The organism is Nocardia nepalensis (genome assembly GCF_048910785.1).
In the GTDB taxonomy this organism is placed as follows: domain Bacteria; phylum Actinomycetota; class Actinomycetes; order Mycobacteriales; family Mycobacteriaceae; genus Nocardia; species Nocardia nepalensis.
In genome coordinates, this window is sequence record NZ_JBKBET010000020.1 from 1243646 (window position 1) to 1263805 (window position 20160).

The 20160-nt window shown below is 65.7% G+C and carries 18 protein-coding genes; 5 read left to right on the top strand and 13 right to left on the bottom strand.

What is annotated here, in order from left to right; translation table 11 throughout:
- Positions 1 to 300 precede the first annotated feature (300 nt).
- From ACHQ4I_RS16645 to mftA, 5 genes are all read right to left on the bottom strand, one after another.
- Positions 301 to 1677 (bottom strand): GAF domain-containing protein, encoded by a 1377-nt coding sequence (locus ACHQ4I_RS16645; protein ID WP_420772607.1) that lies wholly within the window; start codon positions 1675 to 1677, stop codon positions 301 to 303.
- A 120-nt stretch (positions 1678 to 1797) separates the two neighbouring features.
- Positions 1798 to 3249, bottom strand: coding sequence for a mycofactocin dehydrogenase MftG (mftG, locus tag ACHQ4I_RS16650; protein ID WP_420772608.1), 1452 nt, complete (start codon positions 3247 to 3249; stop codon positions 1798 to 1800).
- Between the two features lie 42 nt (positions 3250 to 3291).
- Positions 3292 to 4692, bottom strand: coding sequence for a mycofactocin biosynthesis glycosyltransferase MftF (mftF, locus tag ACHQ4I_RS16655; RefSeq protein ID WP_420772609.1), 1401 nt, complete (start codon positions 4690 to 4692; stop codon positions 3292 to 3294).
- A 228-nt stretch (positions 4693 to 4920) separates the two neighbouring features.
- Positions 4921 to 6468: a mycofactocin radical SAM maturase gene (gene mftC, locus ACHQ4I_RS16660; RefSeq protein ID WP_420772730.1), complete on the bottom strand. Its 1548-nt coding sequence runs from the start codon at positions 6466 to 6468 to the stop codon at positions 4921 to 4923.
- 14 nt (positions 6469 to 6482) lie between these two features.
- Complete coding sequence (gene mftA, locus ACHQ4I_RS16665; RefSeq protein ID WP_330257481.1) at positions 6483 to 6557, bottom strand: mycofactocin precursor MftA; 75 nt, start codon at positions 6555 to 6557, stop codon at positions 6483 to 6485.
- 354 nt (positions 6558 to 6911) lie between these two features.
- Here mftA and mftR2 point away from each other — a divergent pair, with 354 nt between their 5' ends.
- Positions 6912 to 7538: a mycofactocin system transcriptional regulator MftR2 gene (gene mftR2, locus ACHQ4I_RS16670; protein WP_420772610.1), complete on the top strand. Its 627-nt coding sequence runs from the start codon at positions 6912 to 6914 to the stop codon at positions 7536 to 7538.
- 37 nt (positions 7539 to 7575) lie between these two features.
- Complete coding sequence (locus ACHQ4I_RS16675; RefSeq protein WP_420772611.1) at positions 7576 to 8631, top strand: 2Fe-2S iron-sulfur cluster-binding protein; 1056 nt, start codon at positions 7576 to 7578, stop codon at positions 8629 to 8631.
- A gap of 14 nt (positions 8632 to 8645) precedes the next feature.
- Here ACHQ4I_RS16675 and ACHQ4I_RS16680 read toward each other — a convergent pair whose 3' ends face one another.
- The 3 genes from ACHQ4I_RS16680 to ACHQ4I_RS16690 form a co-directional block, all read right to left on the bottom strand.
- Positions 8646 to 9386, bottom strand: a complete 741-nt coding sequence (locus ACHQ4I_RS16680) for a DNA alkylation repair protein (protein ID WP_420772612.1) — start codon at positions 9384 to 9386, stop codon at positions 8646 to 8648.
- Positions 9387 to 9452: 66 nt separating this feature from the next.
- Complete coding sequence (locus ACHQ4I_RS16685) at positions 9453 to 10214, bottom strand: glutamate racemase (protein ID WP_420772613.1); 762 nt, start codon at positions 10212 to 10214, stop codon at positions 9453 to 9455.
- Positions 10215 to 10285: 71 nt separating this feature from the next.
- The gene (locus ACHQ4I_RS16690) at positions 10286 to 11557 is read right to left on the bottom strand and encodes an NAD(P)/FAD-dependent oxidoreductase (protein WP_420772614.1); all 1272 of its coding nucleotides are present in this window, start codon (positions 11555 to 11557) and stop codon (positions 10286 to 10288) included.
- 311 nt (positions 11558 to 11868) lie between these two features.
- On the opposite strand from ACHQ4I_RS16690, the gene ACHQ4I_RS16695 reads away from it, so the two are divergent.
- From ACHQ4I_RS16695 to ACHQ4I_RS16705, 3 genes are all read left to right on the top strand, one after another.
- Positions 11869 to 12225, top strand: a complete 357-nt coding sequence (locus ACHQ4I_RS16695; RefSeq protein WP_420772615.1) for an SPW repeat domain-containing protein — start codon at positions 11869 to 11871, stop codon at positions 12223 to 12225.
- Between the two features lie 5 nt (positions 12226 to 12230).
- Entirely contained in the window at positions 12231 to 12854 is a 624-nt protein-coding gene (locus ACHQ4I_RS16700) for a TetR/AcrR family transcriptional regulator (RefSeq protein ID WP_420772616.1), read from the top strand.
- A gap of 103 nt (positions 12855 to 12957) precedes the next feature.
- Complete coding sequence (locus ACHQ4I_RS16705; protein WP_420772617.1) at positions 12958 to 14154, top strand: lipase family protein; 1197 nt, start codon at positions 12958 to 12960, stop codon at positions 14152 to 14154.
- A 160-nt stretch (positions 14155 to 14314) separates the two neighbouring features.
- On the opposite strand, the gene tuf (ACHQ4I_RS16710) is transcribed toward ACHQ4I_RS16705, so the two are convergent.
- The 5 genes from tuf (ACHQ4I_RS16710) to rpsL all read right to left on the bottom strand — a co-directional run bounded on the left by tuf (ACHQ4I_RS16710) (position 14315) and on the right by rpsL (position 20101).
- Positions 14315 to 15505, bottom strand: coding sequence for an elongation factor Tu (gene tuf / locus ACHQ4I_RS16710; RefSeq protein ID WP_420772618.1), 1191 nt, complete (start codon positions 15503 to 15505; stop codon positions 14315 to 14317).
- Positions 15506 to 15706: 201 nt separating this feature from the next.
- Positions 15707 to 16897, bottom strand: a complete 1191-nt coding sequence (tuf, locus tag ACHQ4I_RS16715; protein ID WP_420772619.1) for an elongation factor Tu — start codon at positions 16895 to 16897, stop codon at positions 15707 to 15709.
- Between the two features lie 114 nt (positions 16898 to 17011).
- The gene (fusA, locus tag ACHQ4I_RS16720; protein WP_420772620.1) at positions 17012 to 19114 is read right to left on the bottom strand and encodes an elongation factor G; all 2103 of its coding nucleotides are present in this window, start codon (positions 19112 to 19114) and stop codon (positions 17012 to 17014) included.
- 140 nt (positions 19115 to 19254) lie between these two features.
- Complete coding sequence (gene rpsG / locus ACHQ4I_RS16725) at positions 19255 to 19725, bottom strand: 30S ribosomal protein S7 (RefSeq protein ID WP_014353063.1); 471 nt, start codon at positions 19723 to 19725, stop codon at positions 19255 to 19257.
- Position 19726: 1 nt separating this feature from the next.
- Positions 19727 to 20101: a 30S ribosomal protein S12 gene (rpsL, locus tag ACHQ4I_RS16730; protein ID WP_014353064.1), complete on the bottom strand. Its 375-nt coding sequence runs from the start codon at positions 20099 to 20101 to the stop codon at positions 19727 to 19729.
- Positions 20102 to 20160 lie beyond the last annotated feature (59 nt).

Genomic DNA, 20160 nt, shown 5'->3' on the forward strand with positions numbered 1-20160 from the left:
TGATTCGGCGAATGCGCGGGGCGCGACGACGACATGGTCATCGCTTGCGCCTAGCTCTTGATCGCTCCTCCAACGTTGCTGCCGCGGTGCGGGCGCCGCGGCTATGTCAGCTACATCACACGGATGTGATCCGCGCATTGCGAACACTAGGCGCTTCGTTGATAAAAAGGAACTTTTTCCTCTAAAAAAAGTTGGTCGATCGTCCAGCGCGTTCAGCTGGGCCGACGCCACGAGGCAAAGCTGTGTTCGCGACCACAATTCGATCGCGATTGTGAGCCACAGCACTTTCGGATGTGCAGACTATGAGCCCGAACGTTGCATCCGCGTTGCATCAGCGCCCAAGCGCCGATCCAACACTCGAATCTTGGCCTCGATCTGCGCATATAACGGCGAATCACGATCTACGGTCGAACGGTAGGCGGCCCAGGCCGCGGCATCGTCTCGCCCCTCCGCACATGCGGTCCACCGGCGCAGCACCGCGGCATCCCCGGAACTGAGCACCGCGGTGCGCAGCCGGACCCGGAGTTCATCACGAATATCGATAATTCCGGGTGCGGTCGAGCGCGGCAGCACCGGCCCCGCGTACAGCCGTAATGCCGAATCGACATCACCGGAGTCGAGCGCGGCACGCAACGCCTCGATATCGGTTGCGACGTGCACCCGCAACCGATATGGGCGCGAACCGAATACGCTCGGACCGACCACGGCGCGCAGCCGCGACATGGCGGCGCGAATGGTGCCGTTATCCAGATCCGTGTCATCGAGCAGCAGCGCGAGATGGTCGGCGCCGAGGCCCTCGGGATGTTCGGCGAGCAGCAGCAGAATCTCGGCGTGCCGCTGCGACAACGGAACTCGATCACCCGCGACGGTCAGCAGCGGCTGTCCGAGCCCGAGTACATCCAGACCCAGTCGGGCAATAGCGATTTCACCCGTCGTGCTGTCGTAGGCCACAGCACGCCCCGCCGACCCGGGCTGACCCGCACGCATGGCGCTCAGCAGCAGATCCATTTCCGCCGCAGTCGATGTCGCCTTCACCAGTGCCAAGATCTCCGGCTTCGCCACCCGCACGCCCCCGGCGATCATCAGCACGCCGACCAGCCTGCCGTCGGGATCGTGCACCGGCGCCGCGGCACCGGTGATCTGATGCATCCGGTGCAGAAAGTGTTCCGGCCCATGGATCCACGCGGCCCGGCCGGTGCGCACCACCAGACCGACGGCATTGGTTCCGATGCGGCGTTCGCTCAGATCGTCGCCCGCGCGCAGACCGATTTCGGCGGCCGCGTCGACCTGATCGGGACTGCCGTGCACCCACAGCACCCGGCCGAACTGATCGGCCACCGCGACGATCAAACCCGTTCTGGCAGTGTCCTGTACGAGAAGTTTGTCGATCAGCGGCATCAGTGCGGCAATCGGGTGCGCGTCGCGGTAGCGCTGCAGATCCGCCCCGCGCAGGCCGCGCCCGTCCAGCACGTCCATCGGGTCGATGCCGCCGCGCACACTGCGCAGCCAGGATTCGAGCACGACGGGACGCAGCAGACCGGCAAGCTGCGACAGCTGCTCGCCACCCGCGCTAAGATATCCGTGTGCTTGTGCGGCATAGGCTTCCAGAGCGCCGAGTTGAGTGCCGGGTTCGACGCCGTGCCGTGGGGGCCGCCCACCTGCAAGATTGCTGACCATTTGCCTTTCTTTCCGCCCCAAACTGTACCGGCGGGCATTACCAGGCAAGGACGGTTGCCTTCGTTTGTCCGCCAGCTCACATCCCGTTCAGACCTCTCGCAAATGTGACCTACCCATCTTTCAGATTCCTTGGGTGAGATATTCGCTGACGCGTTCGGCGAGCATTACCGTCGTCGCCTTTGGACCGCGACTGAGCGGTACCGGGATGACGGAAGGATCCACCACGGACAAACCGGTCGTTCCGTACACTCTGCACAGTTCGTCGACCACCGCGCGTTCGTCGTCCGCACCGCCCATTCGACAGGTCCCCGACAGATGTTGCGAGGTAGCCAGATTCGCACGCAGCCAGGCATCGGCGAGTTCCGGTATCGATTCCGGCGCATGCGTCATCGGCATTGCGTGTAATACCGCGAGCGCCGAGGTAACCGCTTCCCGCAGCCGAATCCGGTCGGCGGCCGCCGATAAGTAGCGATATTCGATGAGCGGTGGCACGACGGGGTCGGCGGAGCGCAGCCGGAGCACGCCTTCGGATCGCGGACGCATGAGCGCCACACCTAAACGATGGATATACGGGGTAAACGATACGGCGTACGGACGAATTTCGACATCGTCGAGTTCCAGTACGTATTCCAGCGGGACGCCGGCATCGGTCGCCAGCGGCGGATCACAGTGATAGTCGATGCCGATCTCGGGGTGATCACTGAACCACGCGCCGACGGGCGCGGGGTGCAGCACCGGAATATCCAGCGCCCGAAGCTGTTCCGGATCGCCGATACCGGAGCGCAGCAACAGCACCGCGGATTCGATCGCGCCCGCGCACAGCACAATCCGATCGGCCGCGAGTGTGCCCGCCTTGCCGTCGTGCAGGTAGTCCACGCCGACGGCGCGGGTGCCGTGAAAACGGATGCGGGTCACCAACATCGCGCCGGTGACGGTGAGGTTCGCGCGCGCGAGCGCTGGCGCGAGATACGCCGTCGCGGTGTCGATGCGCCTGCCGTGCTCGATATTGCACGGCACCGGTCCGAAGCCATCGGCCGGACCAGTGCCGGGCAGCGCGTTCAGGTCGGGTATCGCCGAAAGCCCGAGAGTCGAACAGGCCGAGGCGAATTCGCGACTCAGCGGTGCCGGCGTCGCGGTGCGGCGCACCGGGATCGGTCCGGTCGTGCCGTGCCCCGGCCGGTCGCCGTAGTCATGGTCGTGCTCGATTCGGCGGTAGGCGGGCAGGACCGAATCGAAGGACCACCGCGTCGACCCGCCGAGTTCCTTGCTCCACGCCGTGAAATCGGCCGCCGTCGCGCGCACGAAGTAGCCGCCGTTGATCGCGCCGGATCCACCGATCACCTTGCCGCGCACGATATTTCCGACGACATCGGCGGCCAGGTCGACGCGATAGCGCCACACCCAGGGCGATTCCGGACCGATCGGCATCCGGGTGGCGTCGAGCAGCGCCGCCGCGTCGACCGACACCGGACCGGCCTCCACCAGATGCACGGTATGGTCCGGGTCCTCGCTCAGCCGGGCCGCCAGGACGCAACCAGCCGCGCCACCACCGATGATCAGCGTGTCGACCATCTACATCAGCTCATCGGGTGGAACAGCCATCACACGTTCGATTCAGCTCCGGGGCGTACTCGGCTCGAGCGATTCCAGGCTGCGCGCGCGGAAGGCACCCAGCCACAAGCCCGTTCCGTAGGCGATATCGTCCATCCGCTTATAGGCCAGGTAGCGGAACGGGTCGAGCCCGCCCGCGTCGCGGTGGGTGAACCAGTCGGCAAGACCGTCCGCCACCGCCATGGTGACCGCGATGCGCCGAACCCGCCGGGACAGCATCATCGCCAACATGGTGACCGGCCAATAGTGCCGGCACATCGCCGAGGCCAATCGCCAGATACCCGCGAAATAGCCGCGCGCCAGATAGATCGCCGCGATCCGCGTCGGGTTGTCCAGACCGGTGAATACCCGGCGCAGTCGGGCCAGCGCGGTCACCAGGGTAATGAGTCCACCGACCAGCCCCCACTTCGTCAGCGTGGCGAACAGCATGGTCGCGACCACCGTCCAGAACGGCACCGACAGCGGCGTCACCATGCCCGGGTGCCGCTCGCCGAGCGGCGCGGCGCCGGTGCCGTAGAACAGCTTGCGACCGAACCAGGCGCGGAACGAGATTCGATGATCGTGCGCCACATGGGCCGCGGGCTCATAGCGCAGCCGCCAGCCCGCCTGCTCCAGCCGCCAGCACAGGTCGACATCCTCGGCCACCTGCATCGACTCGTCGAATCCGCCCTCGGCCAGCAGCGCCCTGCGACGCACCAGCAGCGCGGCGCTCGGCACGTATGACACCAGCCCGCGCGACTGCACGGCCGATTCGCGCCGCCCGAGATCGAGCGAGGAGCGGGTGTGTTCATAGCGCGCGAGCGCATTCGACTCCGGATCCAGCGCGACGATCCGGGGCGCGACCAGCGCGACCTCCGGATCGCTGAAGTGCCCGAGCATCACCTCGAGCCAGCCGCTGCGCGGGACCACATCGGAGTCCAGAAAGGCGACGAAGTCAGTTGTCGCGGCCCGCAATCCGGAATTGCGCGCGGCCGCCGGGCCCTGTCTGCGGTCGTGGCGCAGCACGGTCACCCGGCAGCGGGTGCCGCGATTGCGCGGGATCTGCACCGGCTGATCCGAGCCGTCGTCGACGACGATCACATTGTGGCCGCGCAGGGCCGCGAGCAGTCGGGCGAGGCCGTCGGCATTGTTGTGCAGTGGCACGATCACGGTCACGTCGTCGAGCGACGGCAGCAACCGCGGACGCGGATTACCGACGCCGGAGTCGAGCAGCCGTCTGGCAACAACGGCGGACTTCGGGCCGGTGACCTCGAGGTACCCGTCGCCGATCATCTCGGCGGCCTCCGGGGCAAGTCGCAGCAACCTGGCGGGCGAACCCCCGATCAGGATGCGTCCCCCGGAGTATGCGCGTACCCGTGGATCGATCCGTACCCCGAATCCGTCGGGTAGGCGATCATGGCGCATTCCTGGCATGCTAGGCGGAGATTCGCGCATTGGCATCATCAGTTTGGAAAAAAGGAGCGAATTCCGCCCGAATCCGCCCACGTGGCGCGAGATCTCCCGACACGCGTTTACGGCGGGTCGCGAGCGACTCGCCGAGGACATCCGGCAACAAGAGGGCAACCATCGCCTTTTCACTCGATAGCCATCGTCGATTGATCGCGCAGCGCATGTCTGGCTACCGCCCCGGAGTCATGTCAGCGGACTCTCGTCGCAGGCGCGCGCGGGTCGCCGCTCCGGGGACAGACGTTCCTGGGCGGGGCGAGATACCGACAGCGTCAGTGGAATCGGACCCGGCTTACGCGAGCCGGGTCGGCTCGGCGCGGTGCGGCGCGAGTGGTCGACCGACGAGCGCGGGATCATCCGCCCGGCCTCGGCCAGCGCCGCCTCGCCGTAGCCCTGCACGCACTCCGGATCCGGTCCGTCCGCGGGCAGGCCGGTGAAGAACTTCGCCGCCATGCAGCCGCCGCGGCAGGAGTCGTAGTGGGCGCAGCCGGAGCACGCGCCGCCGCCACTGGGCTCGCGCAGTTCGGCGAAGAGTTCCGATTCCCGCCAGACGGTGCGGAAACCGCCGTCCGCCACCACATTTCCGGCCAGGAACTTCTCGTGAATGGCGAAGGGGCAGGCGTACACATCGCCGAGCGGATCCACCAGGCAGACCACGCGACCCGCACCGCACATGTTCAGGCCCGGCAGCGCTTGGCCGAATGCGGAGAGATGGAAGAACGAATCGCCGGTGAGCACGCCCTCGCCGTTGCGTACGAGCCAGTCATAGAGCACCCGCTGCTGTTCCGGGAGCGGATGCAGTTCGTCCCAGACATCCGCGCCCCGCCCCGAGGGCCGCAGGCGGGTCAAACGCAGTGTGGCGTCGTACTTATCGGCGATCGCCTTGAACTCGTCGAGCTGGGCGATATTGTGCCGGGTCGCGACCACCGAGAGCTTCGCGTCCCGGAATCCGGCCGCCGCCAGATTCTCCAGCGCCCGGATCGCCATGGCATAGGAACCCGGTCCGCGCACGGCATCATTGACCTCGGCATCCGCGCCGTCCAGCGAAATCTGCACGTCCACATAGTCACTGGCGGCCAGGCGCGCGGCGACCTCGGGCGTGATGCGAACTCCGTTGGTGGAGAATTTGACTCCGACGTGGTGCGCGGTCGCGTAGTCGACGAGCTCCCAGAAGTCCGGGCGCACAGTGGGTTCGCCGCCGCCGATATTCACGTAGAAGATCTGCATGCGCTCGAACTCGTCGATCAGCGACTTGCACTGCTCGGTGCTCAGCTCGCGCGGATCGCGACGGCCCGAGGAGGACAAGCAGTGCACACAGGACAGATTGCAGGCGTAGGTCAACTCCCAGGTCAGGCAGATCGGTGCGGCCAGACCGGTTTCGAACTTATCGATCAGTCGCCCACCCGCGGCGGCGGGTGGCTGCCCGGCGAGCGGGAGCGGTGCGAGCGCGGGCGTCGGGACACTGCCCGGGGCGGCCGGCCTGATCATGTCCGAATCGGCCAGCTGCGCCAGGGCCCGGACATACTGTCCGGCATGTTCGTCCGAGACGCCCGCCGCATGCAGTGCCGCGCGCGCCGAGACATGCGCGGGCAGCGACCGCACGATCTCGAGGATCCGAGGACTCTTCAGAAAGGAGAGCTTGCGCGTGCCGAAGTGGTAGAGCAGCGCGCCGAACGACTCCGGTCGCAGCGCCACCCGCGGATGCAGCTCCCATCGGGTATCGAGATCGAGCATGGTCGCGCCGCCCGTCAGTAGACGCCGCACATACCGTCGATGGAGACCTCTTCGATGAGGGTCTCCTCGACCAGTGGCGTCTCCTCGATCGACCGGGACTCGACCGTCCCGATCCGTCCGGTGTTGTCGGTATCGGTGTGTCCGATGGATCCGTGCTCCGGCATGCCTACCTCCGAGATGCGACCAGTTACCGCGGCCACAGGTGTAGCCGTGCTCACACAATAACGTCACAAGCTGACAAAATGGAACACGTTTCAGTATGCCAATTGGCATCCACTACGAATCGGGGCGCTCCGGCGTCGCGCGTCGCCGCAGGTCCGGCTCCCCGCACACGACGACCGAGCCGCGGAGGGCGGGCTCTAGACTGCGGGTGGCAAGCAGCTGAACAGGACGTGACGGGCGAGATCGCCCGCATTGGTAGAGGTGGCATGGGAGTCGGACGAATGCAGACGAGCGGGGGCGGCGGCAACGCGCTGTCGGAGTCCGAGATCGTCGAGGCCGCCCTGCGGGTGGTTCGCGAGGACGGCGTGGAGAAGTTGTCGATGCGACGGCTGTCGCGCGAACTCGGAGTTTCCCCCATGGCTCCGTACTATTACGTCGCCGACAAGCGCGAGCTGCTCGACCTCGTCGCCACCGCGGCACTGACCGGAGTTCGCAAGCCATCGGCCGATTCCGGACCGTGGCAGCACCGGCTGCGCGATCTGATCGACCAGATCGACGAGAAGCTGCGCAAACATCCCGGCCTCGGCGATGTGCTGATCGAGCAGATGCTCGGCAAACAGCTCGATCTGATCGCCGCGGTGATGGAGATCCTGTTCGAGGCGGGTTTCAACGACCGCAATGTGCTCGCCGCGTATGCCACGATCCACACCTATCTGTTCGGCCGCCGACGGGTGAATCCGCGGGACCGGTCGCCGCTGTCGGAGGTCGCATTGCCGGAGTCGGTGGAGCGGGCCACCAAATACATGGCGGACCTGCGCGGGAAGTACGCCTACGACTTCGGCATGGAAGTGCTCATCGCCGGTCTCGAGGCCCAGCTTGTCCGCCAGCCGGATCCCGACGTACGATGAAACTGAAACACGTTCTAGTTTTGTTCGAGAGGACGAAATGACCACTGTCGAAGTTCCACACGGGTCGCGTTCGGTCGTGCTGCGGGTACACGCGGTCATCGCCGAAACGGCCGACACCTGTTCGCTGGTCTTCGACGTGCCCGACGAACAGCGCGAACGCTTCAGCTATCAGCCGGGGCAGTTCCTCACCCTGCGCATTCCGAGCGACCTCACCGGCTCGGTGGCGCGCTGCTACTCACTGGCGAGCTCGCCCTACACCGACGACCGCCCCAAGGTGACCGTCAAGCGCACCGCGGGCGGCTACGGGTCGAATTGGGTCTGCGACAACGTAAAAGCGGGCGACGAGATCGAAGTACTGCCGCCCTCCGGCGTTTTCACGCCGAAAGACCTCGACGACGATCTGCTGCTGTTCGGCGCGGGCAGCGGCATCACGCCGGTGATGTCCATCCTGAAATCGGCGCTCGCGCGCGGAAACGGCCGAATCGTGCTGGTGTACGCCAATCGCGATCACGAATCGGTGATCTTCGCCGGCGAGCTGCGCGAATTGGCCGAGAAGCATCCGCAGCGGATCACCGTGATCCACTGGCTGGAGTATCTGCAGGGACTGCCGACCACCGACGCCCTCGCCACTCTGGTCGCGCCGTACGCGAGCTACCACGCCTTCATGTGCGGACCGAAGCCGTTCATGGACCGGGTGCACGACGCACTGGCCCAACTCGATGTGCCGCGTTCGCGCACGCACGCCGAGGTGTTCAATTCCCTTGCGGGAGACCCGTTCGCGGATCAGGCGCCGGTCGAGGTGACCGACGAGGAGGCCGCCGATGCGGCCACCGTCGAGGTCGAACTCGACGGCGAGGTGCACGAGCTGAAGTGGCCGCGCAAGCAGACCCTGGTCGACATCATGCTGTCGAAGGGTCTCGATGTGCCGTACTCCTGCCAGGAGGGCGAATGCGGTTCCTGCGCTTGCACGGTGCTCGAGGGCAAGGTCGAGATGGACAATGCCGAGATCCTCGATCCGGAGGATATCGAGAACGGCTACATCCTCGGCTGCCAGGCGCATCCGGTCACCGACCGCCTGCGCATCCAATTCTGATCCGGCACAACCGGTTACCGCTCGCGGTAGTGGGCGCGCAGCGCGGGATCGAGGCGCTCGGTCGCGTAACCGAGTGCGGTGCGGCCCATATCGGCCGCGTGCTCATCGAGGAAGCCGGTCAGTAGGCGCTCGTCGATGCGCTTGCCGACCTCACGCAGCATCCAGCCGAGCGCCTTCTGGATCAGATCGCGGCGGTCGTCGAGTAGTCGTTCGCAGAGGTCGAAGGTGGTCGAGGCATCGCCCGCCTTGATGAACGCGAAGGTCGACAGCAGCGCCACCCGGCGCTGCCAGAGCGAATCCGCGCGTGCGAGTTCGAAGAGCAGCTCGCGTGGCCGGTCGAGCAGCCACGGGCCGATGACATTCTCGGCGGACACGTCGACCAGATCCCAGTTGTTCACCCGGCCCCGGCGCACCGCGGCGAGATAGAGCTCTACCATCGCGGCCTGCCCGTCGAGATCGAGCGTGCGCGGCGCGGCCGCCCTGGCGAATGCGGCATTGAGAATGATCAGCGCCGCCAGCCGGTCCTCGTGCACCGCACTGTCCAGCAGCGTGTCGATCTCGTCGAGCGGAAGTGCCGCGAAGCGTTTCGCGATCGATCGCGTGACCGGCACCCGCACACCGATGAAGACATCGCCTTCACCGTATTCACCGGGCCCGGACTTGAAGAACCGCTGCAGATGGCTGGCATCGGCGGGGTCGGCAACCTCGGCCAGCGCCGCTTGGACCTCGGCGGCGGTCGGCAGGGCTGTCGCCATCGATGAACCTCCCATCATCGGTCAGGCCGAGGTCATTCAACGCCGGCGTGGAACCGTGCGGCCGATCTATGCCTGGGCGCCCAGAATCCGACCCGATTCGAAAGCCGCCGCACTGACCGGCAATTCGCCCGGCCGACCGCTGTTCAACACCTGGACCACGCCATTGCCGGTGGTCGGCCGGCCGAGCGCATCCATGCGCCGAATCGTCTGTGCCGCAACGGCCTGCGCGCTGTCGAAGAGCCGAACGCCATCGGGCAGTGCGGCGACGATGGCATCGATGACCAGCGGGTAGTGCGTACAGCCGAGCACGACCCCCTCGACATCGGCCGGAGTCTGTTCGGCCGCGCGCGCGATCGAATCGCGGGCCGCGACCAGATCGCCGTGATCGATCGAATCCGCCAGACCGTGGCAGGCGATGCCGAGCACCTTCGCGTCACCGCCGAAGCGGGCGATCAGATCCGCCTGGTACCGACTGGCGGTGGTCGCCGCGGTGGCCCACACCGCGACCGACTTGCACACCGCCGCCGCGGGTTTGATCGCCGGGACGGTGCCGATCACCGGAATGCCGGATCCGACCTCCGCACGGACCTGCTCCAACGCGGTCACACTGGCCGTATTGCACGGCAGCACGATCACTTCCGCCCCGAGCCGAACCGAACTCCGCGCGGCATCGACCACCCGGTCGGTCACCCACTGCTCGGGCTTGGGACCCCACGGCGCGCCATCCGGGTCCAACTGCAGCAGCAGGTCGACATCCGGCCGCAGCTTGCGCAGCCAGGCGGCCGTGGGCAGCAACCCCAGCCCGGAATCGATGAGCGCGACGATCACCCGACCACCGTATTACAGCGGCTGTTCACGCCCTACTCGGCCGCCGGGTGGTCGTTCCGAGCGACCCGCGGCTACGGCTGGGTGGCCGCGAGCAGATCCGCGATCGGCGCACCCGCGGCGATCTTCGCGCGGGCCTTCATCACCTGACCGGTCATCCCCGCGCCCACCACGCCGGTCAGACGGCCGTTCTGGGAGTAGTAGGCGAGGAATTTGCGGCCGTCGTCGGCGACGATGTGGACATCGTCGTTGGCGCTCGGTGTGCCGAGCGCCTGGATCTTCACGTCGTACTGGTCGCTCCAGAAGTACGGCACCCGCGCCGCGGTCGGCGGTTCCGCGCCGAGCAGCGCGCAGGCCAGCAGCTTCGCCTGCTCACCCGCATTGGTCCAATGCTCGACGCGCTTGCGCAGCCCGGTCTCGTGCAGCCAGGCGGCGACATCGCCGACCGCCCACACACCCTCGACCGAGGTGCGGCCGACCTCGTCGGCGAGCACACCGCCACCGGCCGCGGGATCGGCCAGCGCGATACCGGAATCGGCGAGCCATTCGGTGACCGGACGCGATCCGACGCCGATGACCACCAGACCGGCGGCCACCTCGCTGCCGTCGGAGAGCAGAGCGCCGCGCACCCGATCGGTGTCGTCGGCGAGGAAGGTGTCCAGGCCGGTGCCGCAGCGCAGGTCGACGCCCTCGGCCCGGTGCATGCGGGCCACCAGCGCGCCGATCTGCTCGCCGAGCACCGAGGCCAGCGGCGTCGGCTGCGGTTCGACCAGGACGACCTGCACACCGCTGGCCCGGAAACTCGCCGCGAGTTCACAGCCGATGAATCCGGCGCCGACCACCAGCGCGGTACCGGCGCGGGACAATTCGGCGCGCAATGCGGTGGCGTCGGCATGTCCGCGCAGCACGTGCACGCCCCGCAGATCGGGCAATCCGGGCAGGCGGCGCGGCTGCAGACCGGTCGCGATGATCAGCTGGTCGTAGCCGAGCGTGCCGCCATCGGACAGGCGCACCTGACGCGCGGCGGTGTCGACGCCGACCGCCTCGGTGTTCAGCCGCAGGTCGATCTGCTTCTCGTCGAAGAATTCGGCGGGGCGCAGCGTGGTGTCGTCGGTCTCGCCGCGCACGAACTGCTTGGACAGCGGCGGGCGGTCGTAGGGCAGCCGCGACTCCTCGCCGATGAGGATCAGCTCGCCCTCGTATCCGGCGCGACGCAACTCCTCGGCGGTGCGCAGACCGGCCAGACCGGCCCCGACAATGACGATCGGCCCCACCTCGCTGGCGCTCGGCTCCGGCACGAGCGCGTGCTCGGCTGTATCAATTTTTCGCTCGCTGCGCTCGCTCATGCCTCCGCCTCGCTGGCGCTCGGCTCCGGCACGAGCGAGTGCTCGGCTGTATTAATTATTCGCTCGCTGCGCTCGCTCATGCGGCCTTCCCTTCGGTAGCGCCGCACAGGCGCCGGGTCGAATTGTCATCCGTTACTGACGGTGACACGCAGCTCACCCTAACCTTCGCTTGGTTGCGGACCACCGTGAGGGCCGCCACACCGGTTACCGACCGATCGGTGCGCAATCGTGTCCATATCTATATTGATCGGGCGGTCAATCAGAGTTAGATCTGAATCAGGGGAACACTTCAGAGCCTGAGGAGGCACACCATGTTCACCGAAAGTCGCGCGCAGGACCTCCTGGCCGTTGTGCTCGGCGTCTTTACCGCGCTGTCACCCCTGTGGGTGGACACGAACACCAACGCCATGTGGTCGCTGATCGTCTTGGGCGTGCTCATCGCCCTCACCGGTCTGGCGCAGATGTACCGGGCGACCCTGTCGGCCGCCGACTTTGCGATGGGCCTGTTCGGCGCTTTGCTGTTCGTCTCCCCATGGGCAATGAGCTACACCGACTTCCACGGTGCATCCTGGACCGCATGGGTAGTGGGCGTGGTGACGGTAGTGGTCGCGGTGGCGGCGCTGCCGACGGTGTCGGGTCGGCTGCACGATATGGCGCCGCATCACTGATGCAGATGCCGAAGCCTCGGCGCGGCGGGCGTCGTCGTAGCGCGAAAGTCGACGGCGACGCCCGTCAGCTCATTCTCGATGCCGCGGAAAAACTTTTCGCGGCACAGGGATTCGACGCGACCGCCACAGCGGCAATCGCCGAGGGCGCCGGTGTCCCCAAGGGGCTGGTCTTCTACTACTTCCCCACCAAGGATTCGATCCTGTCCGCGCTGATGGCCGAGCGGGTGCCCGCGGAGCCGATCGGCGATATCGGCACGGTGGTCGCGCCGGGCGATCCGGCGGCCAGCCTGGTCAATCTCGATGCCGCGCTCAATTTGCGCGATCACCATTCGTCGGTGCTGCGCGTCATCATGTGGCGCGAGGCCGATACCCATCCCGACGTCCGACGCCAATTGCGCCGCCTGCGCGATCAGCTGCTCGACGTCACCGTCCGGGTGTTGCAGGCCAGCGCGCCCGTTCCGGTTCAGCCCGGCACGCTGCGCGCCTGTGCGGCCGCCTGGGTTTCGGCGATGTTCGCCATTGCCAGCAGCGATCGGCTGCACGCGCTCGACGGGCTGCCGCTGCCGACCGCGGATGAAATTTTCAATGTCGCGCGGGTTGTCGCGGCGGGTATGACACAGCTCGGCTGAGCGATTCTGAAAGGCGCGCCTTCACCAAGGCGATCCATTGCGCGTGATACAAGTTGCGCTTGTGGAGATCAATCGAATCCTTCGAGATCTCACCGGTCTCGCGATGCGCGCATTGATTGTCGGCCTCTTGGTCGGCGCCTCGACCACATCCCTGAGCGGTACCGTCGCCCAGGCCGCACCGATCTATCCGGACCCGGACCCCGACCCTTTTTACGCGGCGCCACCGGATCTGGCGAATAAGAAGCCGGGTGAGGTGCTCGCGACGCGGGCGATGCCACCGCTGCTGATTTTTCCGGAAACCGCCGTCGCACTGATCAAATTCCGTTCGACCAATTCCGCCGGTCAGCCGATCGCGGCGACGACCACGGTGCTGACGCCGCGCTCGCACCGCCCCGATGGACCGGTCCTGTCCTATCAGCACATCATCAACGGCCTCGGCACGCAGTGCGCGGTATCGCGGGTGCTGTACACCTCCGATCCGAATCTGCAGGTCCGCGAGGCGGTGCTGCTCAACGCGCTGCTGTTGAACGGCTGGAGCATCGCGCTGCCCGATCATCTGGGGCCGTACCTCGCCTACGGCGCGGCCCGGCTCGGCGGCCAGATCACCCTGGACGGAATTCGGGCCGTACGCCAGGTTCCCGAACTCGACGCCGCGCACAGCCCGATCGCGATGGCCGGCTATTCCGGCGGCGGTATGGCCACCGCATTCGCCGCCGCGATGGCGCCGAAGTACGCGCCGGAACTCGAAATCGTGGGCGCCGCGACCGGCGGTGTGCCGATGAATCTGGTGAGAATGCTGGAGACCGTCAATCTCAATCCGCATCCTGCGTTCGGACTGTTGATGGCGGCCGCTATCGGACTGGAACGGGAATATCCGGACCGCTTTCCGATCGGCAATTACCTGAATGCGCACGGGGTGGCGGCGCGCAAAGCATTGGCCAACGGGTGCACCAACGAAATCCTTTCCACCGGTGCATGGCACAGCGTCCGCGATTTCGCGAGCAGTATGACCCTCACCGGCGATGGGAACGCCAGGGCGGTAGTCGAGGAGAACAGTCTGGAACTCTTCGACGGCATCCCGAATATGCCGATCCTGGAATGGCATTCGCCCAACGATCCGCTCATTCCCGTCGACTCGATCGTCAATGTCAACCGACGGTATTGCGCGGCCGGTGTCCCGGTGCAAGCCGAACTCACCTTCTCCCCCGAACATCTGACGGCCGCCGTACTCGGACTGCCATCGGCCCTGGCCTGGCTCGCCGCCCGCTTCCGCGGCGACCCGCCACCAACCAACTGCTGAGTACGCGACGACACCGAACGGCCTTCTCACCGGCCTCGAGCAGTCCCACAATTGTCGGCGCAACAGGCATGAACGCGTCGAGGAGTGCCTTGCCTTTCCGGTGCTGATGACCGGACCCGGACGGCGTCGGGGGCGGCGCCGTTCGGGGATTGTGGGCGAATCACTTCAGGATCTTGATTACTCGGCCTGCGCCGACGGTGCGGCCACCCTCGCGGATCGCGAAGCGCAGGCCCTCGTCCATGGCTATGGGTTGGATCAGCTTGACCGACATTTCGGTGTTGTCGCCGGGCATGACCATTTCGGTGCCCTTGGGCAGGGTTACCACGCCGGTGACGTCGGTGGTGCGGAAGTAGAACTGGGGGCGGTAATTGTTGAAGAAGGGGGTGTGGCGGCCGCCCTCGTCCTTGGACAGGATGTAGACCTGACCCTCGAATTCGGTATGGGGCGTGATGGTTCCGGGCTTCACGACCACTTGGCCGCGCTCCACGTCCTCGCGCCGCACGCCGCGCAGTAGCAGGCCGACGGCATCGCCCGCTTGGCCTTGGTCGAGGAGTTTGTGGAACATCTCGATCCCGGTGACGTGCGTCTTGGTGCGCTTGTCCCGGATGCCGATGATCTCGACTTCGTCATTGAGCTTGATCGTGCCGCGCTCGATGCGACCGGTGACAACGGTGCCGCGACCGGTGATCGTGACGACATCCTCGACCGGCATCAGGAACGGTTTATCGGTGTCCCGCACCGGTTCCGGAATCGCCGCATCGACCGCGTCGAGCAGCTCGAGGATCGATTTCTTCCACACCGGATCACCCTCGAGCGCCTTCAAACCGGAGACCCGCACCACCGGTGCGTCCTCGTCGAATTCCTGGGCGGCCAATAGATCCCGGACTTCCAGCTCGACGAGCTCGAGGATTTCCTCGTCGTCGACCATATCGGCCTTGTTCAGTGCGACCAAGATGTAGGGCACCCCGACCTGACGAGCGAGCAGCACGTGCTCGCGAGTCTGCGGCATCGGCCCATCGGTCGCGGCGACGACCAGAATCGCACCGTCCATCTGCGCCGCGCCGGTGATCATATTCTTCACATAGTCCGCATGCCCCGGCGCATCCACATGCGCGTAATGCCTACGCTCCGTTTGATATTCGACATGCGCGATATTGATCGTGATGCCGCGCGCCTTCTCCTCCGGCGCCTTATCGATCTGGTCGAACGCGGACACCTGATTGAGATTCGGATACTTCTCCGCCAAGACCTTGGTGATCGCCGCGGTCAACGTGGTCTTGCCGTGGTCAACATGCCCGATGGTGCCGATGTTGACGTGCGGCTTCGTGCGATCGAACTTCGCCTTCGCCACTGTGCAGCCCCCTCGTGGACTTGCGTGAATATCTGGCGAGGTCCCCAACGGCAAGAGCGGCCCCGCACGAACCTCGAGAGCCTCACTCCGACGATAGACCCGAAACCCCCTGCCCACCCCACCTTTTCACCAGATACTCCCCGAAACGCCGAACGGCGCCGCCCCTTTCGGAGCGACGCCGTTCGAAAGCGATTCAGTGAATCACTTGATGATCTTCGTGACGCGACCGGCGCCGACGGTGCGGCCACCCTCGCGGATCGCGAAGCGCAGACCCTCGTCCATGGCGACCGGCTGGATCAGCTTGACGGACATCTCGGTGTTGTCACCGGGCATGACCATCTCGGTGCCCTCGGGCAGGGTCACCACGCCCGTCACGTCAGTCGTACGGAAGTAGAACTGCGGACGGTAGTTGTTGAAGAACGGGGTGTGGCGGCCACCCTCGTCCTTGGACAGGATGTAGGCCTGACCCTCGAACTCGGTGTGCGGGGTGGTGGTGCCCGGCTTCACGACGACCTGGCCACGCTCGACATCTTCGCGCTTGATACCACGAACCAGCAGACCGACGTTGTCACCGGCCTGGCCCTGGTCGAGCAGCTTGCGGAACATCTCGATACCGGTGACGGTGGTCTTGGTGCTCTTCTCGCGGATGCCGACGATCTCGACTTCCTCGTTCACGTTGATGATGCCGCGCTCGACACGACCGGTGACGACGGTGCCACGACCGGTGATCGTGAAGACGTCCTCGACCGGCATCAGGAACGGCTTGTCGGTCTCACGAACCGGGTCCGGGATGGACTCGTCGACCGCGGCCATGAGCTCCAGCACCGACTCGGTCCACTTCGGGTCGCCCTCGAGCGCCTTCAGACCGGAAACACGCACGACCGGCGCGTCCTCGTCGAACTCCTGCGAGGCCAGCAGTTCGCGGACCTCCATCTCGACGAGCTCGAGGATCTCGTCGTCGTCGACCATGTCGGCCTTGTTCAGGGCGACCAGGATGTAGGGCACACCGACCTGACGAGCGAGCAGCACGTGCTCACGGGTCTGCGGCATCGGGCCGTCGGTAGCGGCGACCACGAGGATGGCACCGTCCATCTGCGCCGCACCGGTGATCATGTTCTTGATGTAGTCGGCGTGACCCGGCGCGTCGACGTGTGCGTAGTGGCGCTTCTCCGTCTGGTACTCGACGTGGGAGATGTTGATCGTGATACCACGAGCCTTCTCCTCCGGCGCCTTGTCGATCTGATCGAAGGCAAAGCTCTCGTTCAGATCCGGGTACTTGTCAGCCAGCACCTTGGTGATCGCTGCGGTCAGCGTGGTCTTGCCGTGGTCGACGTGACCGATGGTGCCGATGTTGACGTGCGGCTTCGTCCGCTCGAACTTCGCCTTCGCCACTTGGTGTCCTCCTGGACTTGTTGGTGCGTGCAGTTGCAGCAGTGCGGTTTACAAATTGGGGGTCGTGCTGACTCCCGGCTGATAGGGCAAGTCTTGCACTTGCCCCAATCGGACTTACTCGCCGGTCGCCTTGGCGATGATCTCCTTCGACACGTTGGCCGGAACCTCCGCGTACGAATCGAACACCATGGAGTAGTTCGCCCGGCCCTGGGTCTTCGACCGCAGATCACCGATGTAACCGAACATCTCCGAGAGCGGAACCAGCGCCTTGACGACACGGGCACCACTGCGTTCCTCCATGGCCTGGATCTGGCCACGGCGGGAATTCAGGTCGCCGATCACATCGCCCATGTAATCCTCGGGCGTGGTGACCTCGACCGCCATCAGCGGTTCGAGGATCACCGGACCGGCCTTACGGGCCGCTTCCTTCAGGGCCTGCGAGCCGGCGATCTTGAAGGCCATTTCCGACGAGTCGACGTCGTGGTAGGCGCCGTCGAGCAGCGTGACCTTCAGGTTCACCAGCGGGTAGCCCGCGAGCACACCGTACTGCATGGCATCCTGCGCGCCCGCGTCCACCGAAGGGATGTATTCGCGGGGCACGCGGCCACCGGTGACCTTGTTCTCGAACTCGTAGGTCGCGCCGTCCTCGCCGACGAACGGCTCGAGGGCGATGATGACCTTCGCGAACTGGCCGGAGCCACCCGTCTGCTTCTTGTGGGTGAACTCGAGCTTCTCGACCGGCTTGGTGATCGTCTCGCGGTAGGCCACCTGCGGCTTGCCGACGTTCGCCTCGACCTTGAACTCGCGCCGCATGCGGTCGACGAGGATGTCGAGGTGCAGCTCGCCCATGCCGCCGATGACGGTCTGGCCGGTCTCCTGGTCGAGCTTGACCGAGAAGGTCGGGTCCTCTTCGGACAGACGCTGGATCGCGGTGCCCAGCTTCTCCTGGTCGGACTTGGTCTTCGGCTCGATGGAGACCTCGATGACCGGGTCCGGGAAGGTCATGGACTCGAGCACGACCTGGTTCTGCGGATCGCACAGGGTGTCACCGGTGGTGGTGTCCTTCAGGCCGATGACCGCGTAGATGTGGCCCGCGACGGCCTCGGTGACCGGGTTCTCCTTGTTGGAGTGCATCTGGAACAGCTTGCCCAGACGCTCCTTCTTGCCCTTGGTCGAGTTGATGACCTGGGCGCCGGAGTCGACCTTGCCCGAGTACACGCGGACGTAGGTCAGCTTGCCGAAGAAGGGGTGCACGGCGATCTTGAACGCCAGCGCGGCGAACGGCTCGCTGGTGCTCGCGTCGCGGTGGATGATCTCCTCTTCCTTGCCCGGGACGTGGCCGTCGGTGCCACCATCGTCCAGCGGGGTCGGCAGGTAGTCGATCACGGCGTCGAGCATGGGCTGCACGCCCTTGTTCTTGAACGCCGAACCACACAGGATCGGGTACAGCTCGGAGTTGACCGTCATCTTGCGGATGGCGCCCTTGATCTCCTCGATCGAGAGCTCCTCGCCGCCGAAGAACTTCTCCAGCAGCGCCTCGTCCGACTCGGCGACGGTCTCGAGCAGTTCCTGGCGGTACTGCTCGGCCTTCTCCATGAGGTCGGCCGGGATCTCTTCGATCTCGTACTTCTCGCCGAGCTTGGTCTCGCCCTTCCAGACCTTGGCATTCATCTCGACCAGGTCGACGATGCCCTCGAAGGTGTCCTCGGCGCCGATCGGCAGCTGGATGACCAACGGCTTGGCGCCGAGACGGTCCTTGATGGTCTGCACGGTGAAGTAGAAGTCCGCGCCGAGCTTGTCCATCTTGTTGACGAAGCAGATCCGAGGCACGTTGTACTTATCGGCCTGACGCCACACCTGCTCGGACTGCGGCTCGACGCCTTCCTTGCCGTCGAACACCGCAACGGCGCCGTCGAGCACGCGCAGCGACCGCTCCACCTCGACGGTGAAGTCGACGTGCCCGGGGGTGTCGATGATGTTGATCTGGTTGTCGTTCCAGAAGCATGTGGTGGCCGCGGAGGTGATGGTGATACCACGCTCCTGCTCCTGCTCCATCCAGTCCATGGTGGCGGCGCCATCGTGGACTTCACCGATCTTGTAGGTGATGCCGGTGTAGAAGAGGATGCGTTCAGTTGTGGTCGTCTTGCCCGCATCAATGTGGGCCATGATGCCGATGTTGCGGACCTTGTTCAGGTCGGTGAGCACGTCCTGTGCCACGGAAATCTTCCCCGCTCGTAGCTAGTTGGGATTTTCGGGGACGACCCTGTGGTCGTCTCTATGTCAACGCCGGAAGCGGCAGGTAAGTGCCGCATTCCGACTGTGCCTCCCGACCCAGAAAACGACGGGCCGGGCAGACGTCACCAGCGGTAGTGCGCGAAGGCCCGGTTGGACTCGGCCATCTTGTGGGTGTCCTCACGGCGCTTCACCGAAGCACCGAGACCGTTGCTGGCGTCGAGCAGTTCGTTCGCGAGACGCTCGACCATGGTCTTCTCGCGGCGAGCGCGGGAGAAGTTGACCAGCCAGCGCAGCGCAAGGGTGTTGGCGCGGCCGGGACGAACCTCGACCGGCACCTGGTAGGTGGCGCCACCGACGCGGCGAGGCTTGACCTCGAGCGACGGCTTGACGTTGTCGAGCGCGCGCTTGAGGGTGACGACCGGATCGGTGCCGGTCTTCTCGCGCGCCTGCTCCAGCGCGCCGTAGACGATGCGCTCGGCGGTGGACTTCTTGCCGTCCAGCAGGATCTTGTTGACCAGCTGAGTAACCAGCGGCGAACCGTAGACCGGGTCGTTGATCAGCGGACGCTTGGGTGCGGGGCCCTTGCGTGGCATATCAGCTCTTCTCCTTCTTGGCGCCGTAACGGCTGCGGGCCTGCTTGCGGTTCTTCACACCCTGGGTGTCGAGCGAGCCACGGATGATCTTGTAACGGACACCCGGAAGGTCCTTCACACGACCGCCGCGAACGAGCACCATCGAGTGCTCCTGCAGGTTGTGACCCTCACCCGGGATGTAGGCCGTGACCTCGACCGCGCTGGTCAGGCGAACACGCGCGACCTTGCGCAGCGCGGAGTTCGGCTTCTTCGGGGTGGTGGTGTACACGCGGGTGCACACGCCACGACGCTGCGGGCTCCCCTTGAGGGCCGCGGTCTTGGTCTTGGCGACCTTGTCGCGACGACCCTTGCGGACCAGCTGGTTGATGGTTGGCATAGACCGGCTTTCCTTAATTAGTTAACGCGGTGTCTGGAACTTCATGTCTTTGTCATCGA